This window comes from Oerskovia merdavium (genome assembly GCF_014836755.1).
Taxonomy (GTDB): Bacteria; Actinomycetota; Actinomycetes; order Actinomycetales; family Cellulomonadaceae; genus Oerskovia; species Oerskovia merdavium.
Map to the genome: position 1 here is coordinate 34,395 of NZ_JACSQF010000001.1, position 21,688 is coordinate 56,082.

Below are 21,688 nucleotides of genomic sequence, written 5' to 3' on the forward strand. Positions count from 1 at the left end.
GCTGCGCCCGGCCCGCGACGTCAGTGGCGGGTCGTGCTCAGGACTCGAAGGCCGACGGCAGGTACTCGTCGACGTTGTCCTTGGTCACGACCGGCGCGAAGAGCTGGATCTGGCGCGGCACGCCCAGCGAGGCGAGGTCGCTCATCGACTTGCCGTGCTCGATCAGGCGGGCCAGCTTGATGCCGTCGGCTGCCTGGGTCGAGGGGTAGATGACGGTCGCCTTGAGGACGGTGTCGTCGGCCTCGATCGAGCGCATGACGTTCGCCGAGCCGGCGCCGCCGACCATGAAGAACTCGTCACGGCCCGCGTTGTCGATCGCCGCGAGGACGCCGACGCCCTGGTCGTCGTCGTGGTTCCAGATCGCGTCGATCTTGGGCGCGGCCTGGAGCAGGTTGGCAGCGGCCTGCTCGCCGCCCTGGACCGTGAAGTCGGCCGCGACGCGGTTGTTGACCTCGAGCCCGCAGCCCTCGAGCGCGTCGGCGAAGCCCTGGCTGCGGTCCTGGGTCAGGGGCAGCGAGTCGATCCCGGCGATCTCCGCGACGACCGCGTCCTTGTTGTCGCCCAGCTGCTCGCAGATGTAGGTGCCGGCGCTCACGCCCATGCCGTAGTTGTCGCCGAGGACCGTGGACCGGGCCGCGAACGGGCTCGAGAACTCGCGGTCGACGTTGATGACCGTGATGCCGGCCTCCATGGCCTGGGTCGCGACCTCGGTGAGGGCCGCGCCGTCGAACGGGAGGATGACGATCGCGTCGACGCCGTCGTTGATGAACGTCTCGATCTGGCTGATCTGGAGGTTGACGTCGTTGGTGCCCTCGGCGACCTTGAGCTCGACGTCGTCGTACTTGGCGGCCTCGGCCTGGGCGGCCTTGGTGATGGCACCCATCCAGCCGTGGTCGGCGGCGGGGGCCGAGAAGCCGATGACGACCTTCTCGCCCGAGGCGTCGTTGTCCGACGACGCGCCCGGGGCGACGGCAGCGGCGCTGGTCTCCGCGGGGGCCGGCGTGTTCGAGGTGCAGGCCGAGGCGAACAGCGCGACCGAGGTGAGCGCGACGGTCGCGAGGGCCAGGCGGCGTGGCATCGGGGTACGGGTACGAGCGGACATGAGGATCTCCCTTGATTCTGGTCCTGCTGGTGCTGGTTGGGACGTGCTGGACGTGCTGGGGGTCCGGTCCCGCGGAGGCGGGACCGTCGTGCGGTGGTGCGGTGCGAGAAGTCCCGACGGCGGGGCTAGTCGGATCTGGTGCGCGAGGCGAAGCGCTGCTGGAGGAGCACGGCGACCACGATGATCACGCCCTTCGCCACGTTCTGCGCCGAGGTCGACATGTTGTTCAGCGTGAAGATGTTGGTCAGCGTCATGAAGATCAGGACGCCGAACACCGTGCCGACGATCGTGCCGCGGCCGCCCACGAGGAGCGTCCCGCCGACGACGACCGCCGCGATGACGTCGAGCTCGTAGAACAGGCCGTTCGTCGAGGAGCCGGCCGTGGTGCGACCGAGCATCATGACCGCGGCGATGCCGGCCGTGAAGCCCACGAGGCAGTACAGGTACATGAGGTGGCGCTTGACCTTGATGCCCGCGAGGCGGGCGGCCTCGGGGTTGCCACCGACCGCGATGGTGCGTCGGCCGAACGTCGTGCGGTTGAGGACGATCCAGCCGGCGACCGCGACCACGACGAACATCCAGACGAGGACCGGGATCCCGATGAAGTCGGCGCGGAAGAAGTTGAGGAACGGCTTGACCGTGACGATCTGCGTCTGCCGGTTGGAGATCATCTCGGCGAGCCCTCGGGCCGCGACCATCATCGCGAGGGTCGACATGAACGCGACGACCTTGCCGTAGGCGATGAGGACGCCGTTGATGAGCCCGCAGACCGTACCGACCGCGAGGGCCGTGACGACCATGACGATCCAGTGGGTGTCGGCGGCCATGGTCTGGGTCGCGAGCGTGCTGGCCCAGACGGTCGACAGACCCATGACGGAGCCGACCGAGAGGTCGATGCCGCCCGCCGTGATGACGAAGGTCATGCCGATGCTCAGGACGCCGATCACGGCGGCCGAGCGGAGGATCGTCAGGACGTTGTCGATGCTCGCGAACCGCTCTCCGGCCGTGACGTAGCCGACGATGCCGAGCGCCACGAGGGCGAGGACCAGGCCGACGTTCCGACCCATCGATCCATTGAACAAATTCCGGCGCGACGACGCGGGACCGGACGAACCGGAGCTCCCGGCGTGCGCCGACCCGTCCACGACGGTTGCGGTGGACACCTCCTGCTCGCTCACGCGGCACTTCCTTCCATGACGAGGTCGAGCACACCGTGCTCGTCGATCGAATCTGCTGGTCCCTGGTGGACGACGCGGCCCTCCGAGATCACGAGGACGCGGTCGGACAGACCGAGCACCTCGTCGATCTCGCTCGAGACCACGAGGACGGCCGCCCCCGAGGCCGCGAGGTCGCGGATGAGGTTGTAGATCTCGGCGCGCGCCCCGACGTCGACGCCACGGGTGGGCTCGTCGAGCAGCAGGACGCGGCAGCCGCGGACGAGCCAGCGCGCCAGGAGCGCCTTCTGCTGGTTCCCGCCGGACAGCGTCCGAGCGTGGCGCTCGACGCCGGCGGGGCGCAGGTCGAGCGAGACCGCCTGCTCCTGCGCCGCCGACTTCTCGGCCTGCTCGTCGAGGAAACCTCCCTTGGCGAAGCGCCCGAACGTCGAGAGGGTGATGTTGCGGTAGACGGGCTCGTCGAGGAGGAGCCCCTGGCTCTTGCGCTCCTCGGGGCACAGGCCGATGCCCGCGTCGACCGCGACCGCGACCGAACCGGCCCGGAGCTGCTTGCCCCCGACCGCGACGGTCCCCTCGGTCGCGTGGCGCGCCCCGTAGATGGTCTCGAGGATCTCGGAACGCCCCGAGCCGACGAGGCCGGCGAGACCGACGACCTCGCCCGCCCGCACCTCGAAGGAGACGTCCGAGAACTCGCCCTTGAGACCGAGCGACGCGACCGCGAGCAGGACCTCCGCCTCGTCGGCGACCGGTTCGCGCGCCGGGAAGACGTTGTCGACCGCGCGGCCCGTCATGAGCTTGATGAGCTCCGCGGTGGGCGTCTGCGAGACCTGGAGGTTCTGCGCGACCGTGCGCCCGTCCTTGAGGACGGTGATCCGGTCGCCGATCTGCCGGATCTCCTCGAGCCGGTGCGAGATGTAGACGATCGCGACACCGCTCGAGGTGAGCTCGCGGACCACGCGGAAGAGGTTCTCGACCTCTTCGCTGTCGAGCACCGCGGACGGCTCGTCCATGACGATGACCCGCGCGTCGTGCGAGAGGGCGCGAGCCATGGACACGATCTGCTTGCCCGCGGCGGACAGCTCGCCCACCTCGCGGTGGGGCGAGATCTCGGGGTGCCCCAGGCGCCTCATGAGGTCGCGGGTGTTCTTGGCGACCACGCGCCGGTTGGAGAAGCCGGCGGTCGACAGCTCGTGCCCCAGGTAGATGTTCTCGGCGACGGTCAGGCCGTCGACGACGTCCAGCTCCTGGTACATCGTGGCGACGCCGAGCTTGAGCGCGGCGACCGGGTGAGGGATGGTGACGGGCTCCCCGTCGATGAGGATCTGCCCCTCGTTGGGCTGGTGTGCACCGGCGAGCACCTTGATGAGGGTCGACTTGCCGGCACCGTTCTGTCCGAGGAGGCAGTGCACCTCTCCGGGGAGGATGTCGAGATCGACGCCGTCGAGTGCTCGGGCGCCGGGAAACTGCTTGACGATGCTCCGCATCTGCAGGAGCGGCCTGGTGGGCTGAGGGTCTGCGTTGACCATGTGAGAGAAACTAGCCGACCTTTTGACGAGCGTCAATCAGAAGATCTCGATCTTTTGCTTCGTTACAGACCCGTGACCAGCAAAAGTGGACATAGAGGTGCGACGCGCCGGCCGAGACCCTGACTCACGTCCGGCCGCGCGAGCAGGCGGCGAGGACCTCGTCCAGGGTGGCAACAAGGTTAGATTGTCGGGGATATCACGCTACTGACAGGTGGAGGTGCGAGACTCCGTCCGCCGCGGCGTCGCTGCCGCGGCAAACCACACGCTAGGTCGGCTTCTGTCGATCGTCAAGCAAAAGCCGAAGATCGCAGTACGCTAGAGAACGCCACCACTGCGTAGTAACGAGAGGCTCCGTGATACATCGTGCCCACCGAGGAACTGCTGAAGTTCGCCCCACGCCCCACCGGCGCCGGGGACATGTTCCAGCTGCTCCGCGACGGCCAACCCCGGACACGGGCTGACCTCGCCGCGATCACCGGGCAGGCGCGGTCCACGATCGCCGCCCGCATCGACCTGCTGATGGCCTCGGGCCTCATCGCGCCCGCGGGCGAGGCGAGCTCGACCGGCGGGCGCCCCCCGGTGACCTTCGCCTTCAGCCCCGGCGCACGGATCGTGCTCGCGGTGGACCTCGGCGCGACGCACGCCCGCCTCGCGGTGACCGACCTCGCGTCGAACATCCTCGCCGAGATCGACGCCCCGCTGTCGATCTCCGAGGGACCGGAGACGGTCCTCGCCTGGGTCGCGGAGACGGGTGAAAAGCTCATCGCCGCGGCAGGACGCGACCTCAAGGACCTCGTGAGCGTCGGCGTCGGTCTCCCCGGGCCGGTCGAGCACTCGACCGGGCGGCCCATCAACCCGCCGATCATGCCCGCGTGGGACGACGTCGACGTCCCGGCGATCCTGGGCAAGACCTTCGACGCGTCGGTCCTCGTGGACAACGACGTGAACATCATGGCGCTCGGTGAGCACCGCACGGCGTGGCCCGCGGTCAGCGACATGCTCTTCGTCAAGGTCGCCACGGGCATCGGCGCGGGCGTCATCTCGGACGGCGAGCTCCGGCGCGGCGCCCAGGGGGCTGCCGGGGACATCGGCCACATCGCGGTCCCCAACGCGACCGACACACCCTGCCGGTGCGGCAACATCGGCTGCCTCGAGGCCGTCGCGAGCGGCCAGGCCATCGCCGGCGCGCTCAAGAAGGAGGGTCTCGAGGCCCTCAACAGCGGCGACGTCGTCACGCTCGTGCGCGGCGGCGACCTCATGGCGAGCCACGCCGTCCGTCAGGCCGGTCGCGACATCGGGGCCGTCCTGGCCGCGTGCGTGAGCCTGCTCAACCCCTCCATGATCGTGGTCGGCGGCATCATCGCCGAGGCCGGTGAGCACCTGATCGCGGGCATCCGGGAGATCGTCTACCAGCGCTCGCTCCCCCTGGCCACGCAGCACCTGCGCATCGTCACGTCGCAGGCACGCGGGCAGGCGGGCGTGCTCGGTGCGAGCGCCATGGCGATCGATCACGTACTGTCTCCCGCAGCGATCGATGCCCTGATCGCGTGAGCGCCAACGGAGGACTCATGAGCGTGCCGGACCGTCGGGCCCTGATCGTCCGGGGAGGATGGCCAGGCCACTCCCCCGAGGAGAGCACCGACCTCTTCCTCCCCTTCCTCGAGGAGTCGGGATTCGACGTCGACGTCGAGTCCTCGCTCGAGGTCTACGCCGACGCCGGGTACATGGCGGGCGTCGACCTGATCGTCCAGTCCTGGACCATGGGCGAGATCCTGCCCGACGAGATGCGCGGGCTGCGCGACGCCGTGACCAACGGTGCCGGTCTCGCCGGCTGGCACGGCGGGATCATCGACTCGTTCCGCATGGCCACGGACTACCTGCAGATGCTCGGTGGGCAGTTCGCCGCGCACCCCGGCGACCTGGTCGAGCACACCGTGGAGGTCCTGCCCGAGCACACGGACCACCCGCTCGTGGCCGGCCTCGGCCCGTTCCACCTGAACTCCGAGCAGTACTGGGTGCTCGCGGACTCGCTCAACGAGGTCCTCGCGACCACGACGATCCAGCCCACGGCCGACTCGCCGTGGCGCGCGCCCGTGGTGTCGCCGTCGATCTGGACCCGGCAGTGGGGCGCGGGCAAGATCTTCGTGTGCGCACCGGGTCACCAGCTCTCGGACCTCGAGAGCTCCGACCTGCGCACCGTGATCGAGCGTGGCCTGCTGTGGGCCAGCCGGTGAGGCACCGCCGCTCCTGAGCGGCACCGTCGCGAACGGTCGGCAACCCTTCCGGGCTGCCGACCGTTCGTGCGTCCGGCCCGACGCCGGAGCGTCCCCCGGGCGTGCGGGTCCGCCCGGGGGGCCGCGCGGGCGGCGACTACCAGGCGCGCGCGACCGCGGTGTGCAGCTCGAGCAGGGGCGCGGTGCGCTCGCTCGGGCCACGCCCGAACCCGCACTCGGTCCCGACCCCGACCTCGCGCTCACCCAGGACCTGCGCCGCGGCCGCGAGGCGGCGCAGCGCGCCCTCCTCACCGTCCTCGTGGTGGACGACGCCCAGGTAGAGCTCGGTGGCCGGGTCGATCGCGAGGTCGGCGAGCGGCGCGACGTACTCGACGTCGTCGCGCTCGATCGGCACGGGCAGGTGGAACCAGTCGATCTCGCGGGTCACGGTCGTGGCGAGCCCGTTCGCGACCTCGACGAGCCGGCGCGCGTCGGCGGGCTCGACGAAGTGCTTCTCGGCCACGTCGCCGTAGCAGAGGTGGAACCCGAGCTCGACGCCCGCGGGGACCGCGGAGGCCACCCGGGCCGCGCGCGCGACGCAGCCGGCGAGCACCTCGTCGGAGTCGACCGCAAACCACGCCTGCGCGGGTCCGGCCCCGAGGTTCGCGCCCTCGATCAGCGCGAACTCGCTCGCGAGGTCGAGCTGGATCGCGAGGTCCTCGGCGGGGACGGTCGCGACGATCGCCTCGATCTCGCGCAGCATCGCGGCCTCGTAGGCCGTGTGGACGGCCGCACGGGCGTCGGGCACGGCGAACGCCACCACGGGGGCGAGCGGCGTGGGCAGGCAGACCTGGAAGCGGGTCCCGGCCGGGATGACCCCCTCGGCGCGCAGCCGCACGAAGTCCGCGTACGACGACGACGCGGCCGCCGCGTAGCCCAGCTCGCCGAAGGTCAGGTCCCCCGGGGCGACCGAGCCGTCGAGCACGTGCGGGCGCACGTCGAACCCGGCGACGACCACCGGGTCGATCGGGAGGCGCGCCAGACCGGGCACGGCTTCGAAGCGTGAGCCCTGGAACAGGATCCAGTGGAACCTCTCGCCGACCTCGCCGTCGGGGATCCGCCGGAGGTGGGTGCCCGCGTGCGCGGCGACGGTGCGGAACGTGTCCTCGGCGGTGGGGAGGTTCACGGAGCCCACGAGGTGGGCGCCACGCACGAGCGTCGAGGTGTCGGCGGGCGCGACGAGGTCAGGGATCAGGTCCTGGGTCATGCTCGCCATGGTAGGCGCGGGCGACGATCGGGCGGTGGGCCGTTCATCCCTCGGGCCCGCTCGTGTGGCAGCATCACGCGGATGACCGTGCCGTCGCCCTTCAGCGGGCTGCTCGCCTATCCGATCACGCCCGTGGGGCCGGGACCGGGCGCCCCCGACCTGGAGGCGCTGGCCGGTCTGGTCGCGAGCACGGTCCGCGCGGGGGTCGACGGCGTCACGGTCCTCGCGTCGTCGGGCGCGGGCACGTCGTTCTCGCCCGAGGAGCGCGCCGCGGTCGTGGGCACGGCCGTCCGCGCCGCACGCGAAGCCGGGCCGGGCCGCTCCGGGGCCCGGGTACCGGTGCACGTCGCCGTCGCGGCGCCGGCCACGACGGAGGTCGTGCGGAACGCGGTGGCCGCGCAGGCAGGCGGCGCCGACGGCCTCGTGCTCACGCCCTTCTCGTACGTCCCGCTGGTCGACGACGAGGTCGTGGCCCTGTTCGAGGCCGTGGCCGCCGAGACGGACCTGCCCGTGTGCTTCTACAACCGGCCCGCGCAGAGCGGGTACGACGCGACCCCGGAGGTCCTGGCCCACCTGGCACGCCACGCCCGCCTCCTGGGCCTCAAGGACCCCGCCGCGAGGGCGGGCGTGGGCGCTCGCCTGTCCGCCGTCCGGGGCGCGGTCGACGACGACGCGTTCGCCGTCGGGCTGAGCGGTGACCTCGCGATGATCGAAGGGGCCTTCACCACCCTGCCGTCGAGCGACGCCTGGCACACCGGGATGGCCGCCCTCGTGCCCGCCGAGTACGTCAGGTTGCGCCGAGCGCACGTCGACGGCCGGCCCCTCGACGCCGTGCTCGAACGATCCTGGCTCCTGGCACTGGCCCGCGAGCTCGGGCAGCTGCGCCCCGTCGCGGGGCTCCACGCGCTCGCCGAGCTGCTCGGCGTGCCGGCCGGCCGGCCGCGAGGTCCGGTCCTCGCGACACCGCCCGAGCAGGGTGCGGGTCTGCGGTCCGTGCTGGTGCGCCGGCCGGCTGCGGCGGCAGGGGCCGCGGGGCCGGAGGCCGCGGGGTCAGGGGCGCCGGGGTCGGGGGCCGGGAAGCCCGGTCGCGCGAGGTAGAGGTCTCGTGTCGAGGGAGAGGCCCAGAGACCTCTTCCTCGACAGGAGACCTCTGTCTCGGCGCACGCGTCCGACGGCTTCGCGTCGCCGGCTGATGTCTGTGGCTTCCAGCCCGACGTCGTGGCCGCCGGTCGGTCGTCGGGACCGTCAGCTGCTCGCCGGTGCCACCGGTCGGTCGTCGGGGCCCTCTGCGCCGTCGAGCTCGGTGGGCACGCCTGCCTCGTCGACCGGCACGTCACCGACCGCCGCGGGCCCACCCGCGAGGAGCGCCACGAACCCGGCCTCGTCGAGGATCCGCAGGCCCAGGTCGCGGGCCTTGGTCTCCTTGGACCCCGCGTTCTCGCCCACGACGACGTAGTCGGTCTTCCTGGACACCGAGCCCGAGGCCTTGCCGCCCGCCGCGAGGATCGCCTCCTTGGCGCCGTCGCGCGAGAAGCCCTCGAGCCCGCCCGTGACCACGACGGTCAGCCCGGTCAACGGACCGGCTGCGGACTCGACCGAGCCAGGACCGGGGTGGCCGGGGATGGCCATCTGCACACCCGCGGCCGTCCACTCCTCGACGATCTCGCGGTGCCAGTCGACCTCGAACCAGGCGAGGAGCTGGTCGGCGATGACGGGCCCGACGCCCTCGACCGCCGCGAGCTCGTCACGGCCCGACGCACGGATCGCGTCGAGCGACCCGAACCAGTCCGCGAGCGCCCGCGCGGCGACCGGTCCGACGTGCCGGACGTTGAGGCTCACGAGGATGCGCCACAGGTCCTTGGTCTTGGCGCGTTCGAGCTCGGCGACCAAGGTCTCGGCCGTGGTCGAGGGCCCGTACACGGGGAAGTCCTTGCGGACGCCTGCGGCGCGGCGCTCGGCGGGCGTCGCGTCCTCGTACCCGGGCGGGTAGGTGCGGCTCACGACCTTCTGGAACGGGCGGGCCACCTTGGCGCTCACCACGGACCCGTCGGACATGGTGACGTCGGCGGCCTCGCTCTTGCCGTCGCTCGGTCGGGGCAGCCCGGTCTCCGGGTCGCGCACGACGACCCGGATCGGCGCGAGCTGTTCGACGGTGAGGGAGAACAGGCCGGCCTCGGTCGGCAGCGGAGGCTCGGCCGGCTCGAGCGGCCGGGTCAGCGCCGCGGCCGTGACCTCGCCCAGCGCATCGATGTCGAGCCCGCCGCGCGACCCGATGTGCTCGACGCGACCCTGGACCTGCGCGGCGCACGAGCGGGTGTTGGTGCAGCGCAGGTCGACGTCGCCCTCCTTGAGCGGGCGCAGCGGCGCGCCGCACACGGGGCACTCGGTCGGCATGACGAACTCCGTACGCTGCACGCCGTCCTCGCGCAGCGCGACGACCGGACCGAGGATCTCCGGGATGACGTCCCCCGCCTTGCGCAGCACCACGACGTCACCGATCAGCACCCCCTTGGCGCGCACCACGTCCTGGTTGTGGAGCGTCGCCTGGCGCACGGTGCTGCCCGCGACGAGCACCGGCTCCATGACGGCGTACGGCGTTGCCCGCCCGGTCCGGCCGACGCCGACCTGGATGGCGAGCAGGCGCGTGTTGACCTCCTCGGGAGGGTACTTGTAGGCGATGGCCCACCGCGGTGCGCGGCTCGTCGCACCGAGGCGGCGCTGGAGCGCGAGCTCGTCGACCTTGACCACGATCCCGTCGAGCTCGTGCTCGATGCTGTGCCGGTGCTCGCCGTAGTAGGCGATCATGTCCTGCACGCCCGCGAGCCCGTCGACCACGCGGTTGTGGGGCGAGACCGGGACGCCCCACTGCTCGAACAGGGCGTAGGCGTCCGACTGGCGCTCGAGCTCGGCGTGCTCGCCCTCGTCCCACTGCAGCGCTCCGACGCCGTGCGCGTACATGCGCAGGTTGCGGCTCGCCGTGACGGCCGGGTCCTTCTGCCGGAGCGAGCCGGCCGCGGTGTTGCGCGGGTTGGCGTAGGGAGCCTGGCCGGCCGCGACGAGCGCCTCGTTGAGGGCCGCGAAGTCCTCGACGCCCAGGAAGACCTCGCCGCGGACCTCGATCACCGCCGGGTGCGTGGCCGGGTCTCCCGCGAGCTGCTGCGGGATGCTCGTGATGGTGCGGACGTTGGCCGTGACGTCCTCGCCCGTGCGCCCGTCGCCTCGCGTCGCGGCCCGCACGAGGCGCCCCCGCTGGTACAGCAGCGCGATCGCGAGGCCGTCGATCTTGACCTCGCACAGGTACTCGACGGGTGCCTCGGGCGGGACGCCCAGGTCACGGTGCACGCGCGCGGCCCACGCGGCGAGGTCCTCCGCGGAGAAGGCGTTGTCGAGCGAGAGCATGCGTTCGAGGTGCTCGACCGTCGCGAAGCCCGTCGCGGCCCGTCCGCCGACACGCTGCGTGGGCGACTCCGGGGTCTGGAGCGCGGGGTGCGCCGCCTCGAGCGCCTCGAGCTCGCGCATGCGCGCGTCGTACTCGGCGTCCGACGACACGGGCGCGTCGGCCTCGTAGTAGGCCCGCTGGTCGGCCTCGACCAGGGCCACGAGCTCGGCCCAGCGCCGTTGGGCGGCGGCTTCGTCGAGGGCCGGGGCGGCGTCGGCGGCGAGGGGCTCGAGGAGGTGCGAGGAGGCGTCGTTCACGTGCCCATCATCGCGTGCTCCACCCACACCCGCGCGGTCCACCGGCTCGCCCTGCCCCGACGCAGAGCAGCGCCCCGCGCTGGAGGACGCGGGGCGCTGCGTGCGGGTCCGGGACGAAAGGGGGAACCCCGGACCCTCGGTGAGTGGCGCCACCCGGCAGGACGCGCCACCCGACCCTGACCCGTACCGCTCGGGTCGTCGGTCGGGCTACCGGCGGCCGGGCTGCTCCCCGGACTCCGGTGCCCAGATCATTCCGAGGTCTCGGCGGCCGCGGCGAGCGCGAGCGCCTCCTCGGTGGCCTTGCGCTCGGCGCGGACCTCTTCACGGCTCGTGCCGTAGTAGGCCGCGACCATGATGTCCTTCATGTCCTCGAGCATCGGCAGCCGCGGGTTGGCCGGGGCGCACTGGTCCTCGTAGGCCCGCATCGCCAGGGCGTCGAGGCCTCCGATGAACTCGCGCTCCGAGACACCCTGCTCCTTGAACGAGCGCTCGATCCCGACCTTGGCCCGCAGCTCCTCGACGGCCCGGGCGTACGACTCGACGGCCTGCTCGGGCGTCGAGGCCGGCAGCCCCAGGTGCTTGGCGATCTGCTGGTAGCGCTCGTGCGCGATGTACTTCTCGGCCTTGGGCCAGCCCGTGACCTTGGTCGGGATCTGCCCGTTGTAGCGGATCGCGTGCGGCAGGAAGATCGCGTTGGTGCGACCGTGGACCAGCCCGAACGACGAGCCGACCGTGTGGGCCATCGCGTGCACGATCCCGAGGAACGCGCTGCCGAACGCCATGCCGGCGATCGTGGCCGCGTTGTGCATCTTCTCGCGGGCCTCGGGGGCGTCGGCCCCCTGCGTGACCGAGGCCTCGATGTGCTCGAAGACCAGCTTGATCGCGTGCAGCGCCAGGCCGTCGGTGAAGTCGTTCGCGTAGACCGACACGTAGGCCTCGGTCGCGTGCGTCAGGGCGTCGAAGCCCGAGTCGGCCGCGAGCTTGGCGGGCATCGTCGCGGTCAGGACCGGGTCGATGATCGCGACCGACGGGGTCAGCGCGTAGTCGGCCAGAGGGTACTTGTACCCGGTCGCGTGGTCCGTGATGACCGCGAACGGCGTGACCTCCGAGCCCGTGCCCGACGAGGTCGGGATGCAGACCAGCTTGGCGAGGTCACCCAGGGTGGGGAACTTGAACGCGCGCTTGCGGACGTCGAAGAACTTCTCGCGCAGGTCCGAGAACGCCATCTCCGGGTGCTCGTACTTGAGCCACATGACCTTGGCCGCGTCCATGGGCGACCCGCCGCCGATCGCGACGATCGTGTCGGGCTTGAAGTCGCGCATCATCTCCGCGCCCTTCTCGACCGTCTCGACGCTCGGCTCGGGCTCGACCTGGTCCATGATCTGGATCGAGACCTTGTTGGGACGGCGGCCCAGGACGTCGAGGACCTTGTCGACGATCCCGATCTGGCTCATGACCTTGTCCGTGACGATGGTGACGCGCTCGACGTCGGGCATCTGGGCCAGGTACTGGATCGAGTTCGGCTCGAAGTACGTCTTCGGCGGGATCTTGAACCACTGCATGTTGTTGTTCCGGCGTCCGATCCGCTTGACGTTGATGAGGTTGACCGCCGACACGTTGTTCGACACCGAGTTGTGGCCGTACGAGCCGCACCCGAGGGTCAGCGACGGGATCAGCGCGTTGTAGATGTCGCCGATGCCGCCGAGCGCCGACGGCTGGTTCCACAGGATGCGCACGGCCTTGACGCGCTGGCCGAACTCCTCGGCGATGTCCTTGTCCTCGGTGTGGATCGCCCCCGAGTGGCCCAGGCCGTCGAACTCGACCATCTGCTCGGCGAGCGAGATGCCGTGGTCGGTCGACTGGGCGCGCAGCACCGCGAGGACCGGGCTGAGCTTCTCGCGCGTCAGCGGCTCGGCGGGGCCGACCTCGGCGCACTCGGCCAGGATGATCGACGTGCCGTCCGGGACGGTGAAGCCCGCCTGCTCGGCGATCCACTGGGGGCTCTTGCCCACGATCGAGGCGTTGAGCTTGGCGCCCGCGCAGTTCGCGCCGCCGGCCTCGACGCCGAAGATGAACCGCTCGAGCTTGGCCTTCTCCTCGGGGCTCGCGGGGTAGGCGTGCATGTGGGCGAACTCGGCCAGGGCCTCGTCGTAGATCTCGGTGTCGAGGATGACGGCCTGCTCCGAGGCGCACACCATGCCGTTGTCGAAGCCCTTGGACAGGACGACGTCGTTGACCGCGCGGCCGAGCTTGGCGGTCTTCTCGATGTAGGCCGGGACGTTGCCCGCGCCGACGCCGAGGGCCGGCTTGCCCGCCGAGTAGGCGGCGCGGACCATCGCGTTGCCGCCGGTGGCGAGGATGAGCGAGACGCCGTCGTGGTTCATGAGGGCCGAGGTGGCCTCGAGCGAGGGCTGCTCGACCCACTGGATGCAGTCCACGGGGGCACCCTCGGCGACCGCGGCGTCACGCACGATGCGGGCTGCGGCGACCGAGCACTGCTGGGCGCTGGGGTGGAAGGCGAAGATGATGGGGTTGCGCGTCTTGAGCGCGATGAGCGCCTTGAAGATCGCGGTCGAGGTCGGGTTGGTCACCGGGGTGATGCCTGCGACCACGCCGACCGGCTCGGCGATCTCGACGATGCCCGTGAGCTCGTCACGGCCGATCACGCCGACCGTCTTGAGGTTGGCCATCGAGTTCGGCACGTGCTCGCACGCGAAGATGTTCTTGGTGGCCTTGTCCTCGAAGACTCCGCGCCCGGTCTCGGAGACCGCGAGCTGCGCGAGGCGACCGTGCTCGTGGAGGGCCGCGACCGACGCCTTCTTCACGATGCGGTCGATGTCCTCCTGGGTGAAGGCGTCGTACTGCTTGAGCGCCTTGAGACCGCGGTCGACGAGCGCGTCGATCTCGGTGACTCCTACGGGGGCCTTGCTCGTGCTGCTCACGTTGCTCCTCCAGTGACCCGAGCGGCCGGGTCTGCGTGGTGTCTTTCCCTTGCTTGTGAATACTTTCACAAGGTACGGATAGATGCAAGAGCCGCTCCAGGATGTGGCACGGGCCACAGGGGGTCGCCCTCTTCCGGGGCGGCCAGGCCGAGACTCCCCGTCCGCCAGGTCGCCTAGGGTGTTTGCATGAGTGCTGAGAACGCCGTGACCGACACGCCCACCGCACAGCCGACCACGCCGCACGACCCGTACCTGTGGCTCGAGGAGGTCGACGGTCGTGAGGCCATGACCTGGGTCCAGGGCCGCAACGCGGAGACCGCGGCGACCATCGAGGCCACCCCTGAGTTCACCGCGACCGAGCAGGCGATCCGCGAGGTCCTCGACTCCGACGACAAGATCCCCGACGTCTCCCGGATCGGCGAGCACTACTACAACTTCTGGCGCGACGCGCAGCACGAGCGCGGCATCTGGCGCCGCACGACGCTCGACTCCTACCGCACCGACCACCCCGCGTGGGAGCTCGTGCTCGACCTCGACGCGCTGGGCGAGGCCGAGGACCAGAGCTGGGTCTGGCACGGCGCGAGCGTGCTGCGCCCCGCGCCCGGCGAGGAGTGGCGCCACGCCCTGATCGACCTGTCCCCCGGCGGCTCCGACGCCGACGTCACGCGTGAGTTCGACCTCGTGACCAAGTCGTTCGTCGCGCCCGAGGACGGCGGGTTCCTGCGCGAGGAGTCCAAGGGAGGGCTCGGCTGGATCGACGCGGACACGGTCTACGTCTACACCGACTTCGGCCCGGGCTCCATGACGCCGTCGGGGTACCCGCGGATCGTCAAGCGGTGGCGCCGCGGCACCCCCGTGACCGAGGCCACCGTCGTGTACGAGGGCGAGCCCGAGGACATGTACATCATGGGCTGGCGCACGCACTCCCCCGGGTTCGAGCGCGACTTCGTGGGTCGTTCGATCGCGTTCTACGACAGCGAGACCTACCTGGTCCAGGATGCCGGCACCCCCGACGAGAAGCTCGTCAAGATCGACGTCCCGCGCTCGGCGGAGGTCGGCGTCAAGCGCGAGTGGATGCTCGTCGAGCTGCGCGACGACTGGACGGTCGGCGGCGCCACGTACGTGGCGGGCTCGCTGCTCGCGACCCGCTTCGAGGACTTCCTCGCGGGGGCCCGCGGCTTCACGGTCCTGTTCGAGCCCACGCCCTCGACCTCGCTCGCCGGGGCCACCTGGACGGCGCACCACCTCGTCGTCAACGTCCTCGAGGACGTCAAGAACCGCCTGCACGTGCTGACCCCGCCGCCTCTCGCCGAGGGCCCGGACGTCCCCTGGACCCGCAGCGAGCTGCCGGGCCTGCCCACGATCGGCACGGTCGTCGTGGGCGCGGTCGACTCCGAGGAGAGCGACGACGTCTGGCTCGTCACGACCGACTACCTCACGCCCTCGACGCTCTCGCTCCTGACCGTGGGTGCGGGCACCGCCCCCGAGGCCCTCAAGTCGAGCCCTGCGTTCTTCGACGCTCAGGGGCTGGTCATCGACCAGCACTTCGCGGTGTCCGACGACGGCACGCGCGTCCCGTACTTCGTCGTCGGGCGCGAGGACCTCGTCCGGCCCGCAGCCGGTGCGGACCCGACCAGCGCCGCCGAGCCCGCCGACGGCGCCCCCGCTCCGGCCGGCTCCAGCCCGGGCGCCGCACCCACGCTGCTCTACGGGTACGGCGGCTTCGAGGTCTCCCTGACCCCGGGCTACTCCGGCACGCTGGGCCGCGCCTGGCTCGTGGACGGCGGCGTCTACGTCGTCGCGAACATCCGCGGCGGCGGCGAGTACGGACCGGCCTGGCACCAGGCGGCCCTCAAGTCCAAGCGCCACAAGGCGTACGAGGACTTCGCGGCCGTCGCGCGCGACCTCGTCGCCCGCGGGATCACCACGCCCGAGCACCTGGGCATGGAGGGGCGCAGCAACGGCGGGCTCCTGGCGGGCAACATGCTCACCCAGTACCCCGAGCTCTTCGGCGCCGTGATCGTGGGTGTCCCGCTGCTCGACATGCTCCGCTACACGCACCTGCTCGCGGGAGCGTCTTGGGCTGCCGAGTACGGCGACCCCGACGACCCCGCGCAGTGGGAGTTCATCAGGACGTTCTCGCCGTACCACCTGTTCGACGCCGAGCGCGAGTACCCGCCCGTGCTCTTCACGACGTCGACCAAGGACGACCGCGTGCACCCCGGGCACGCCCGCAAGCTCGCCGCGAAGATGCTCGCGGCCGGCAAGGACGTGACGTACTACGAGAACGTCGAGGGCGGGCACGGCGGCGCGGCGAACAACGCGCAGGCCGCGCACATGGCCGCGATCCACTACCGCTTCCTGCGGGAGCAGCTCGGCTGAGACTCACCAGGACGACGTGCGGGCGGGCTCCCCGGGGAGCCCGCCCTCACGTGTGTCGACCTGGCCGGTGACCCGACGCCTCGCTGGATGCCGGGCGTGGCCGTCGAGCGCTAGGAGTGCGGCACCTGGGCCGTGATGAGCGTCCCGTCCTCGCGGCGGTTGCCCGTCAGGTCGCGCAGGCTCGGCGTGCCATGGAGCACGGGCCCCTGGCCGTCGAGCGCGACCGTGACGGTCTCGCCCGCGCCGACGTGCACGGCCTCGCCCCGCACGAGCACGTCCGCACTGTCGCCCGTCTCGCACACGAGCTCGATCGCGTCGACCGTGACCGTGACCTTGAGCCGGGAGTCGCGCAGCGTCACGCGGAACGTCAGGGACTCCCACTCCTGGGGCAGGCGCGGGTCGAAGCTGATGCGCCCGCAGTCGTCCCGCATGCCGCCGAACCCGAACGCGAGCGCCGACCAGGTGCCGCCCGCCGAGGCGACGTGCACGCCGTCGGCCGCGTTGGCGTGCCGGTTCTCGAGGTCGACGAGCAGCGACGACGTGAAGTACTCGAGCGCGAGCTCGTGGTAGCCGACCTCGGCCGCGATGATCGACTGGACGACGCCCGACAGGGTCGAGTCGCCCGTGGTCAACGGGTCGTAGTACTCGAAGTCGGCGAGCTTCTCCTCGGGCGTGAACTCGGCGCCCTGGAGGAACAGCGCGAGCACCACGTCGGCCTGCTTGAGGACCTGGTACCGGTAGATCACGAGCGGGTGGTAGTGCAGCAGCAGCGGTCGCTTGTCTGCCGGGGTGCCCGAGAGGTCCCAGATCTCCCGCTCGAGGAAGTGCGAGTCCTGCGGGTGGATGCCCAGGTGCTCGGCGAACGGGATCGACATGTGCTTGGCGGCCCGCTCCCACTCGGCGGTCTCCTCCTCGCTCACCCCGAGCCGGATCGCCAGCGCCTGGTACTCGTGCGGCGCGTCGCGCCGCATGGTCTCGAGCGTCTCCGCGGCGACCCGCAGGTTGAAGCGGGCCATGACGTTGGTGAAGAGGTTGTCGTTGACGACCGTCGTGTACTCGTCGGGACCCGTGACCCCGTGGATGTGGAAGTAGTCGTCCCCGTTGACGCGCCAGAACCCCAGGTCGGCCCACATGCGCGCGGTCTCGACGAGGATGTCGACGCCCTCGCGCTCGAGGAAGTCGACGTCGCCCGAGGCCCGCACGTACTGCATGAGGGCATAGGTCACGTCGGCGTCGATGTGGTACTGCGCGGTGCCCGCGGCGTAGTAGGCCGAGGCCTCCTCGCCGTTGATCGTGCGCCACGGGAAGAGTGCGCCCTGCTGCGAGAGCTGCCCCGCCCGGCGCCGGGCGGCGTCGAGCATCTGGTAGCGGAAGCGCAGCGCGTTGCGCGCGTACCGCGGGCTCGTGTACGTCAGGAACGGGAGCACGTAGATCTCGGTGTCCCAGAAGTAGTGCCCGCCGTACCCCGTGCCCGTGAGCCCCTTGGCCGGCACCCCGTTGCCCTCGGCGCGGGCCGTGGCCTGCGCGAGCTGGTAGATGTTCCAGCGCACGGCCTGCTGAACCTCGGGCTGACCGGGGATCTCGACGTCCGAGCGCGCCCAGAACTCGTCGAGCCACTCACGCTGCTCGGCGTGCTGGAACGCGATGCCCTCGTCGCGCACGCGGTCGAGCGTGCGACGGCACCGGTCGATGAGCTCGATCGCGGGCACGCCACGCGACGTGTGGTAGGCCACGGTCTTGGTCAGACGCACGGTCTTGCCCGGCTCGGCCTGGATCCGGTAGACGTGCTTGGCCAGGTCCTCGTCCACCTGGGTGCGCACGTCGTAGGTGTTCTCGGTGACCAGGTCGTCGTCCGCCGCGACCGCGAGCGTCATGCCCGAGTTGGTGCAGCGGTAGGAGAGCACGAGCCGCTGGTCGTCGCCCCACTGCGCCTGCGGCTGGAGCACGCGCTCGGTGAACTGGTTGGCCTTGCGCGGGTCGAAGCCCTGCCCCATCGCGGCCGAGGGGACGTGGTACTCGTCCTGCCCGTCCTGACGGTTGAGGATCTGCGACGAGATCGCGATGGGCGCCGGGTCGTCGAGCATGGTGACCTCGAACGTGAGCACGGCCAGGTGCCGCTCGACGAACGAGACCATGCGCTCGGACTTCACGAGCACGCGCTTGCCCGACGGCGTGCGCCACAGGAGCTCGCGGCGCAGCACGCCGTCGGCCATGTCGAGCGAACGGTCGTAGGTGATCAGGTCCGCGACGGGAAGCAGGAGCGGCTCGTCGTCGACGTAGAGGCGGATGATCTTGACGTCGGGGACGTTGACGATCGTCTGCCCGACCTCGGCGAAGCCGTAGGCCTCCTCGGCGTGATGGATGCGCCAGGTCTCGTGGAAGCCGTTGATGAAGGTCCCCTGCGTGTGGGACTCGCGGCCCTCCTCGACGTTCCCGCGCATGCCCAGGTACCCGTTGGCGACCGAGAAGAGCGTCTCGGTGACCCCGAGGTCGTGCGACGCGTACCGGCTCTCGGTGAGCTTCCACGGGTCCGCCGGGAAGCGGCTGCGGTCGATCGTCCCGTCGAACCCGTGCTCGAACCCGCCCATCAGCGGACCCCCTCGTGTGCCGGACGGTCGAGGACCGTCGCGTCGAGCTCGCCCAGGTCGCTCACGACCAGGTCCGCGCCGTGCTCGGCCAGGGCCTCGGCACCGACCCCGCGGTCGACGCCGACGACGAGGCCGAAGTCGCCCGCCGCCCCGGCCTGGACGCCCGAGATCGCGTCCTCGACCACGATCGCCGCGGTCGTGGGCACGCCCAACAGCTCGGCCGCGTACTCGTAGGTCGCGGGCGACGGCTTGCCGTCGAGGCCGTGCGCGGCCGCGACCGTGCCGTCGACGACGACCTCGAAACGGTCCGCGATACCGGCCGCGGCCAGGACCGACGGCGCGTTGCGCGAGGACGAGACCACGGCGACCTGCGCCCCGGCCGCCGTCACGGCGTCGAGGAAGGCGATCGAGCCGGGGTACGGGGAGATGCCCTCCTCGACGAACATGCGGTTCACGATCTCGTTCTTCTTGTTGCCCAGCGCGCACACCGTGCCCTCGCCGGGGGCGTCGTCGATCGTGCCCCGCGGCAGCTCGATCCCGCGCGAGGCGAGGAACGTCGCGACCCCGTCGAAGCGCGGCTTGCCGTCGATGTGCGCGAAGTAGTCGGCCGAGGTGTACGGCTCGACACCACGCTCGACGCACAAGGGGGCGAACAGACGCTCCCAGGCACGCATGTGCACCTCGGCAGTCGGTGTCAGGACCCCGTCGAGGTCGAAGAGGACGGCGTGCAGAGCGGGCATCGCGCTCCTTCGGGAGAGTGGACGGACGTGGGCACCGCAGATCGCGAGCGCGTGCTTCGAGCGTACGCACCGGGGGCCGTCCCGGCGAAAACGAGCGGGCACCGCGGACGTACGGCAGCCCGGCTGCCGAACCTCGTCACCGGGGGGGCCACGAGGTGCCCGCGCCCCCAGCCCGTTCCCCCGCGGGGCACGGCCCGCAGGCCCGTGCCCTCACGAGCCCTCAGTCCTGGGCCCGCTCCGCGAGCATCTCCGCGACCCGCCCCAGGTTCCCGAGCATCGCCCGGTTCTCGTCGGTGCTCCCGAGCCGGCTCCCCGAACCCAGGCCCACTCCTCCTGCGCGAGGTGCCGCCAGGAGCGTCACGTCGTCGAGCCCCGAGGCCGGGAGCCCGATGCGGCGCCACGGGACGGTCACGAGCGACGCGAGCTCGCCGAGGTGGGGGCCCGAGCACTGCGAGACCTTCGCGGGCGGCAGACCCGCCCAGACCCCGGTGCCGCGCTCGACCGCGCGAGCGACCAGCTCCCAGCCCTTCTCGTCCCAGCCCGTGCCGCGCGCGGCGAGGTCGAGACCCACGGCGTCGGCGCCCGCGAGCACCACGGGTGCGATCCCCACCCAGGCCGGCCCCACGTGCACGACGCTGCGCGCACCCCACCCGCGCACGGCGTCCAGGACCCCGGTGAGGCCCTCGACGATGTCGGGCCCCTCGACCGCGCGCAAGCGCGAGTACCCGGAGAACGTGGGCAGCACGCCCGCGTTGATCTGCCCCAGGAGCGGTTCGGAGACCTGCACCACGAGGTCGGCACCGGGCACCTGTCGCCGGACCTCGTCGAGGTGCGCACGCAGCCCGACGGCGAGCGAGCCCGCCAGGTCGGCCGCCGCACCACGGTCGGAGAGCACGCGGTCGCCCCGCGCGAGGTAGAGCTCGGCCGCGAGCGTCCACGGCCCGACGACCGACACGGCGAGCGGCCCCGTGTACCCGTGGCCCGCGATCGCGAGCGCACCGAGGTCCTCGCGCAGGAACGCCTGCGCGCGACGCTCGTCCATGCCGGGTCGGTCGGCGAGCTTCCAGCCGTGCGGGCCGATCTCGACGGGCAGGTCCGCGAGCAGGGTCGCCGTGCGTCCCACGCCGTCGGCCCCTGGTCCCCGCTGGGGCAGGCGCGCGAGGAACGGGACCGGCGTGACCCCTGTGGGCACCTCGGCGAGGTCCCCGAAGATCATCTGCTGCGCCTCGAGCACGTCGGTGCCCTCACCGCCCGGCCACGGTCCGTGCCCGCTGACTGACGTCATGACGTGAGCTCCTTGCTGGTGTGTCGTGCTGAGAACTGCTCTGCTGATCGCGCTGCACGGCCCGTGGGGGGCGCGTCGCGGGGATCTCACCCGCGCATCACCCGCACGAACCCTTGCGGCGGCCCTCTCTCCGAGTGAAGGGTGATGAGTATGCACCACAGACCGTGACGACGCGGTGGCCGTTGGACGACCCCGCCGGACGAGCGAGGCGGACATGAGAAGCACCCACCAGGCCGGGACCGCGGCCGACGCGAACCACGAGGCCGCTGCGACCCACGAGGCCACCGCGACCAACAAGGCCACCGCGATCGCCGTGCACACCCAGGCGATTCCGGGAAACCACGCACAGGCCCTGGCGGCGCTGGTCGCCGCCGACTTCCACAACCACGACCCGGCCCCCGGGTCCTCGGGCGGGCTCGAAGGGCTCGTCGCGACCATGCACTGGTTCTCGGACGCGTTCTCCGACCAGCACGTCGAGGTGCTGCACGCCGTGGCCGAGGGTGACCTGGTGGCGCTGCACGTCGCGTTCAGCGCGCGGCACACCGGCTACTTCCGGGGACTGGCCCCCACGGGCCGTCACTTCACGGTCCGCGAGATGCACATGCTGCGGTTCGTGGACGGCCGCGAGGCCGAGCACTGGGCGGTGCGCGACGACGCGTGGCTCGTGCGCGAGCTGAGCGAGCACCCCGTGGTGCCCACGAGCGCCGTCGTCGCGGCGACCCGGCCGGGCGCCGCGGTGGGGAGCAGCGTGCCCGTCACGGTCTGAGACGGG

Annotated in this window: 14 protein-coding genes; 5 read left to right on the forward strand and 9 right to left on the reverse strand. The window is 71.5% G+C overall.

Annotated features, from left to right (window positions below; all coding sequences use genetic code 11):
- Window positions 1-37 precede the first annotated feature (37 nt).
- From H9641_RS00100 to H9641_RS00110, 3 genes are all read right to left on the reverse strand, one after another.
- Window positions 38-1,078 (reverse strand): substrate-binding domain-containing protein, encoded by a 1,041-nt coding sequence (locus H9641_RS00100; protein ID WP_225219739.1) that lies wholly within the window; start codon window positions 1,076-1,078, stop codon window positions 38-40.
- A gap of 149 nt (window positions 1,079-1,227) precedes the next feature.
- Window positions 1,228-2,280: an ABC transporter permease gene (locus tag H9641_RS00105; RefSeq protein WP_377622489.1), complete on the reverse strand. Its 1,053-nt coding sequence runs from the start codon at window positions 2,278-2,280 to the stop codon at window positions 1,228-1,230.
- Window positions 2,277-3,803 (reverse strand): sugar ABC transporter ATP-binding protein, encoded by a 1,527-nt coding sequence (locus H9641_RS00110; protein WP_191799904.1) that lies wholly within the window; start codon window positions 3,801-3,803, stop codon window positions 2,277-2,279. Before H9641_RS00110 ends, H9641_RS00105 begins: the two co-directional genes overlap by 4 nt.
- Before the next feature lie 417 nt (window positions 3,804-4,220).
- Here H9641_RS00110 and H9641_RS00115 point away from each other — a divergent pair, with 417 nt between their 5' ends.
- The gene (locus tag H9641_RS00115; RefSeq protein ID WP_191800562.1) at window positions 4,221-5,354 is read left to right on the forward strand and encodes an ROK family protein; all 1,134 of its coding nucleotides are present in this window, start codon (window positions 4,221-4,223) and stop codon (window positions 5,352-5,354) included.
- A 17-nt stretch (window positions 5,355-5,371) separates the two neighbouring features.
- Window positions 5,372-6,037, forward strand: coding sequence for a ThuA domain-containing protein (locus H9641_RS00120; protein WP_191800564.1), 666 nt, complete (start codon window positions 5,372-5,374; stop codon window positions 6,035-6,037).
- Between the two features lie 136 nt (window positions 6,038-6,173).
- Here the strand turns inward: H9641_RS00120 and H9641_RS00125 are convergent, their stop codons facing one another.
- Window positions 6,174-7,283, reverse strand: coding sequence for a hypothetical protein (locus tag H9641_RS00125; RefSeq protein ID WP_191799906.1), 1,110 nt, complete (start codon window positions 7,281-7,283; stop codon window positions 6,174-6,176).
- 81 nt (window positions 7,284-7,364) lie between these two features.
- Here H9641_RS00125 and H9641_RS00130 point away from each other — a divergent pair, with 81 nt between their 5' ends.
- On the forward strand, window positions 7,365-8,381 hold the full coding sequence (locus H9641_RS00130) for a dihydrodipicolinate synthase family protein (protein ID WP_191799908.1): 1,017 nt from the start codon (window positions 7,365-7,367) through the stop codon (window positions 8,379-8,381).
- A gap of 147 nt (window positions 8,382-8,528) precedes the next feature.
- On the opposite strand, the gene ligA is transcribed toward H9641_RS00130, so the two are convergent.
- Together ligA and adhE are read right to left on the reverse strand one after the other, a co-directional pair.
- Window positions 8,529-10,979, reverse strand: a complete 2,451-nt coding sequence (gene ligA / locus H9641_RS00135) for an NAD-dependent DNA ligase LigA (RefSeq protein ID WP_191799910.1) — start codon at window positions 10,977-10,979, stop codon at window positions 8,529-8,531.
- 248 nt (window positions 10,980-11,227) lie between these two features.
- The gene (adhE, locus tag H9641_RS00140) at window positions 11,228-13,921 is read right to left on the reverse strand and encodes a bifunctional acetaldehyde-CoA/alcohol dehydrogenase (protein WP_191799912.1); all 2,694 of its coding nucleotides are present in this window, start codon (window positions 13,919-13,921) and stop codon (window positions 11,228-11,230) included.
- 186 nt (window positions 13,922-14,107) lie between these two features.
- Between adhE and H9641_RS00145 the strand changes: the two genes are divergently transcribed.
- Window positions 14,108-16,303 carry a prolyl oligopeptidase family serine peptidase gene (locus H9641_RS00145; protein WP_191799914.1) on the forward strand — a complete coding sequence of 732 codons (2,196 nt, stop codon included), beginning with the start codon at window positions 14,108-14,110 and terminating at the stop codon, window positions 16,301-16,303.
- Window positions 16,304-16,413: 110 nt separating this feature from the next.
- Here the strand turns inward: H9641_RS00145 and H9641_RS00150 are convergent, their stop codons facing one another.
- From H9641_RS00150 to H9641_RS00160, 3 genes are all read right to left on the reverse strand, one after another.
- Window positions 16,414-18,891: a glycoside hydrolase family 65 protein gene (locus H9641_RS00150; protein ID WP_191799916.1), complete on the reverse strand. Its 2,478-nt coding sequence runs from the start codon at window positions 18,889-18,891 to the stop codon at window positions 16,414-16,416.
- Complete coding sequence (locus tag H9641_RS00155; protein WP_191799917.1) at window positions 18,891-19,631, reverse strand: HAD family hydrolase; 741 nt, start codon at window positions 19,629-19,631, stop codon at window positions 18,891-18,893. Before H9641_RS00155 ends, H9641_RS00150 begins: the two co-directional genes overlap by 1 nt.
- A 220-nt stretch (window positions 19,632-19,851) precedes the next feature.
- On the reverse strand, window positions 19,852-20,916 hold the full coding sequence (locus H9641_RS00160) for a uroporphyrinogen decarboxylase/cobalamine-independent methonine synthase family protein (RefSeq protein ID WP_191799919.1): 1,065 nt from the start codon (window positions 20,914-20,916) through the stop codon (window positions 19,852-19,854).
- 214 nt (window positions 20,917-21,130) lie between these two features.
- Between H9641_RS00160 and H9641_RS00165 the strand changes: the two genes are divergently transcribed.
- On the forward strand, window positions 21,131-21,682 hold the full coding sequence (locus H9641_RS00165; protein WP_191799921.1) for an ester cyclase: 552 nt from the start codon (window positions 21,131-21,133) through the stop codon (window positions 21,680-21,682).
- The last annotated feature ends 6 nt before the right edge of the window (window positions 21,683-21,688 follow it).

Coding starts and splice junctions, on each gene's coding strand:
- H9641_RS00100 (WP_225219739.1), bottom strand. CDS start 1,078: ATGCCACGCCGCCTGGCCCTCGCGACCGTCGCGCTCACCTCGGTCGCG.
- H9641_RS00145 (WP_191799914.1), top strand. CDS start 14,108: ATGAGTGCTGAGAACGCCGTGACCGACACGCCCACCGCACAGCCGACC.
- H9641_RS00110 (WP_191799904.1), bottom strand. CDS start 3,803: ATGGTCAACGCAGACCCTCAGCCCACCAGGCCGCTCCTGCAGATGCGG.
- H9641_RS00130 (WP_191799908.1), top strand. CDS start 7,365: ATGACCGTGCCGTCGCCCTTCAGCGGGCTGCTCGCCTATCCGATCACG.
- H9641_RS00160 (WP_191799919.1), bottom strand. CDS start 20,916: ATGACGTCAGTCAGCGGGCACGGACCGTGGCCGGGCGGTGAGGGCACC.
- H9641_RS00120 (WP_191800564.1), top strand. CDS start 5,372: ATGAGCGTGCCGGACCGTCGGGCCCTGATCGTCCGGGGAGGATGGCCA.
- H9641_RS00125 (WP_191799906.1), bottom strand. CDS start 7,283: ATGACCCAGGACCTGATCCCTGACCTCGTCGCGCCCGCCGACACCTCG.
- H9641_RS00155 (WP_191799917.1), bottom strand. CDS start 19,631: ATGCCCGCTCTGCACGCCGTCCTCTTCGACCTCGACGGGGTCCTGACA.
- H9641_RS00165 (WP_191799921.1), top strand. CDS start 21,131: ATGAGAAGCACCCACCAGGCCGGGACCGCGGCCGACGCGAACCACGAG.
- H9641_RS00115 (WP_191800562.1), top strand. CDS start 4,221: ATGTTCCAGCTGCTCCGCGACGGCCAACCCCGGACACGGGCTGACCTC.
- H9641_RS00150 (WP_191799916.1), bottom strand. CDS start 18,891: ATGGGCGGGTTCGAGCACGGGTTCGACGGGACGATCGACCGCAGCCGC.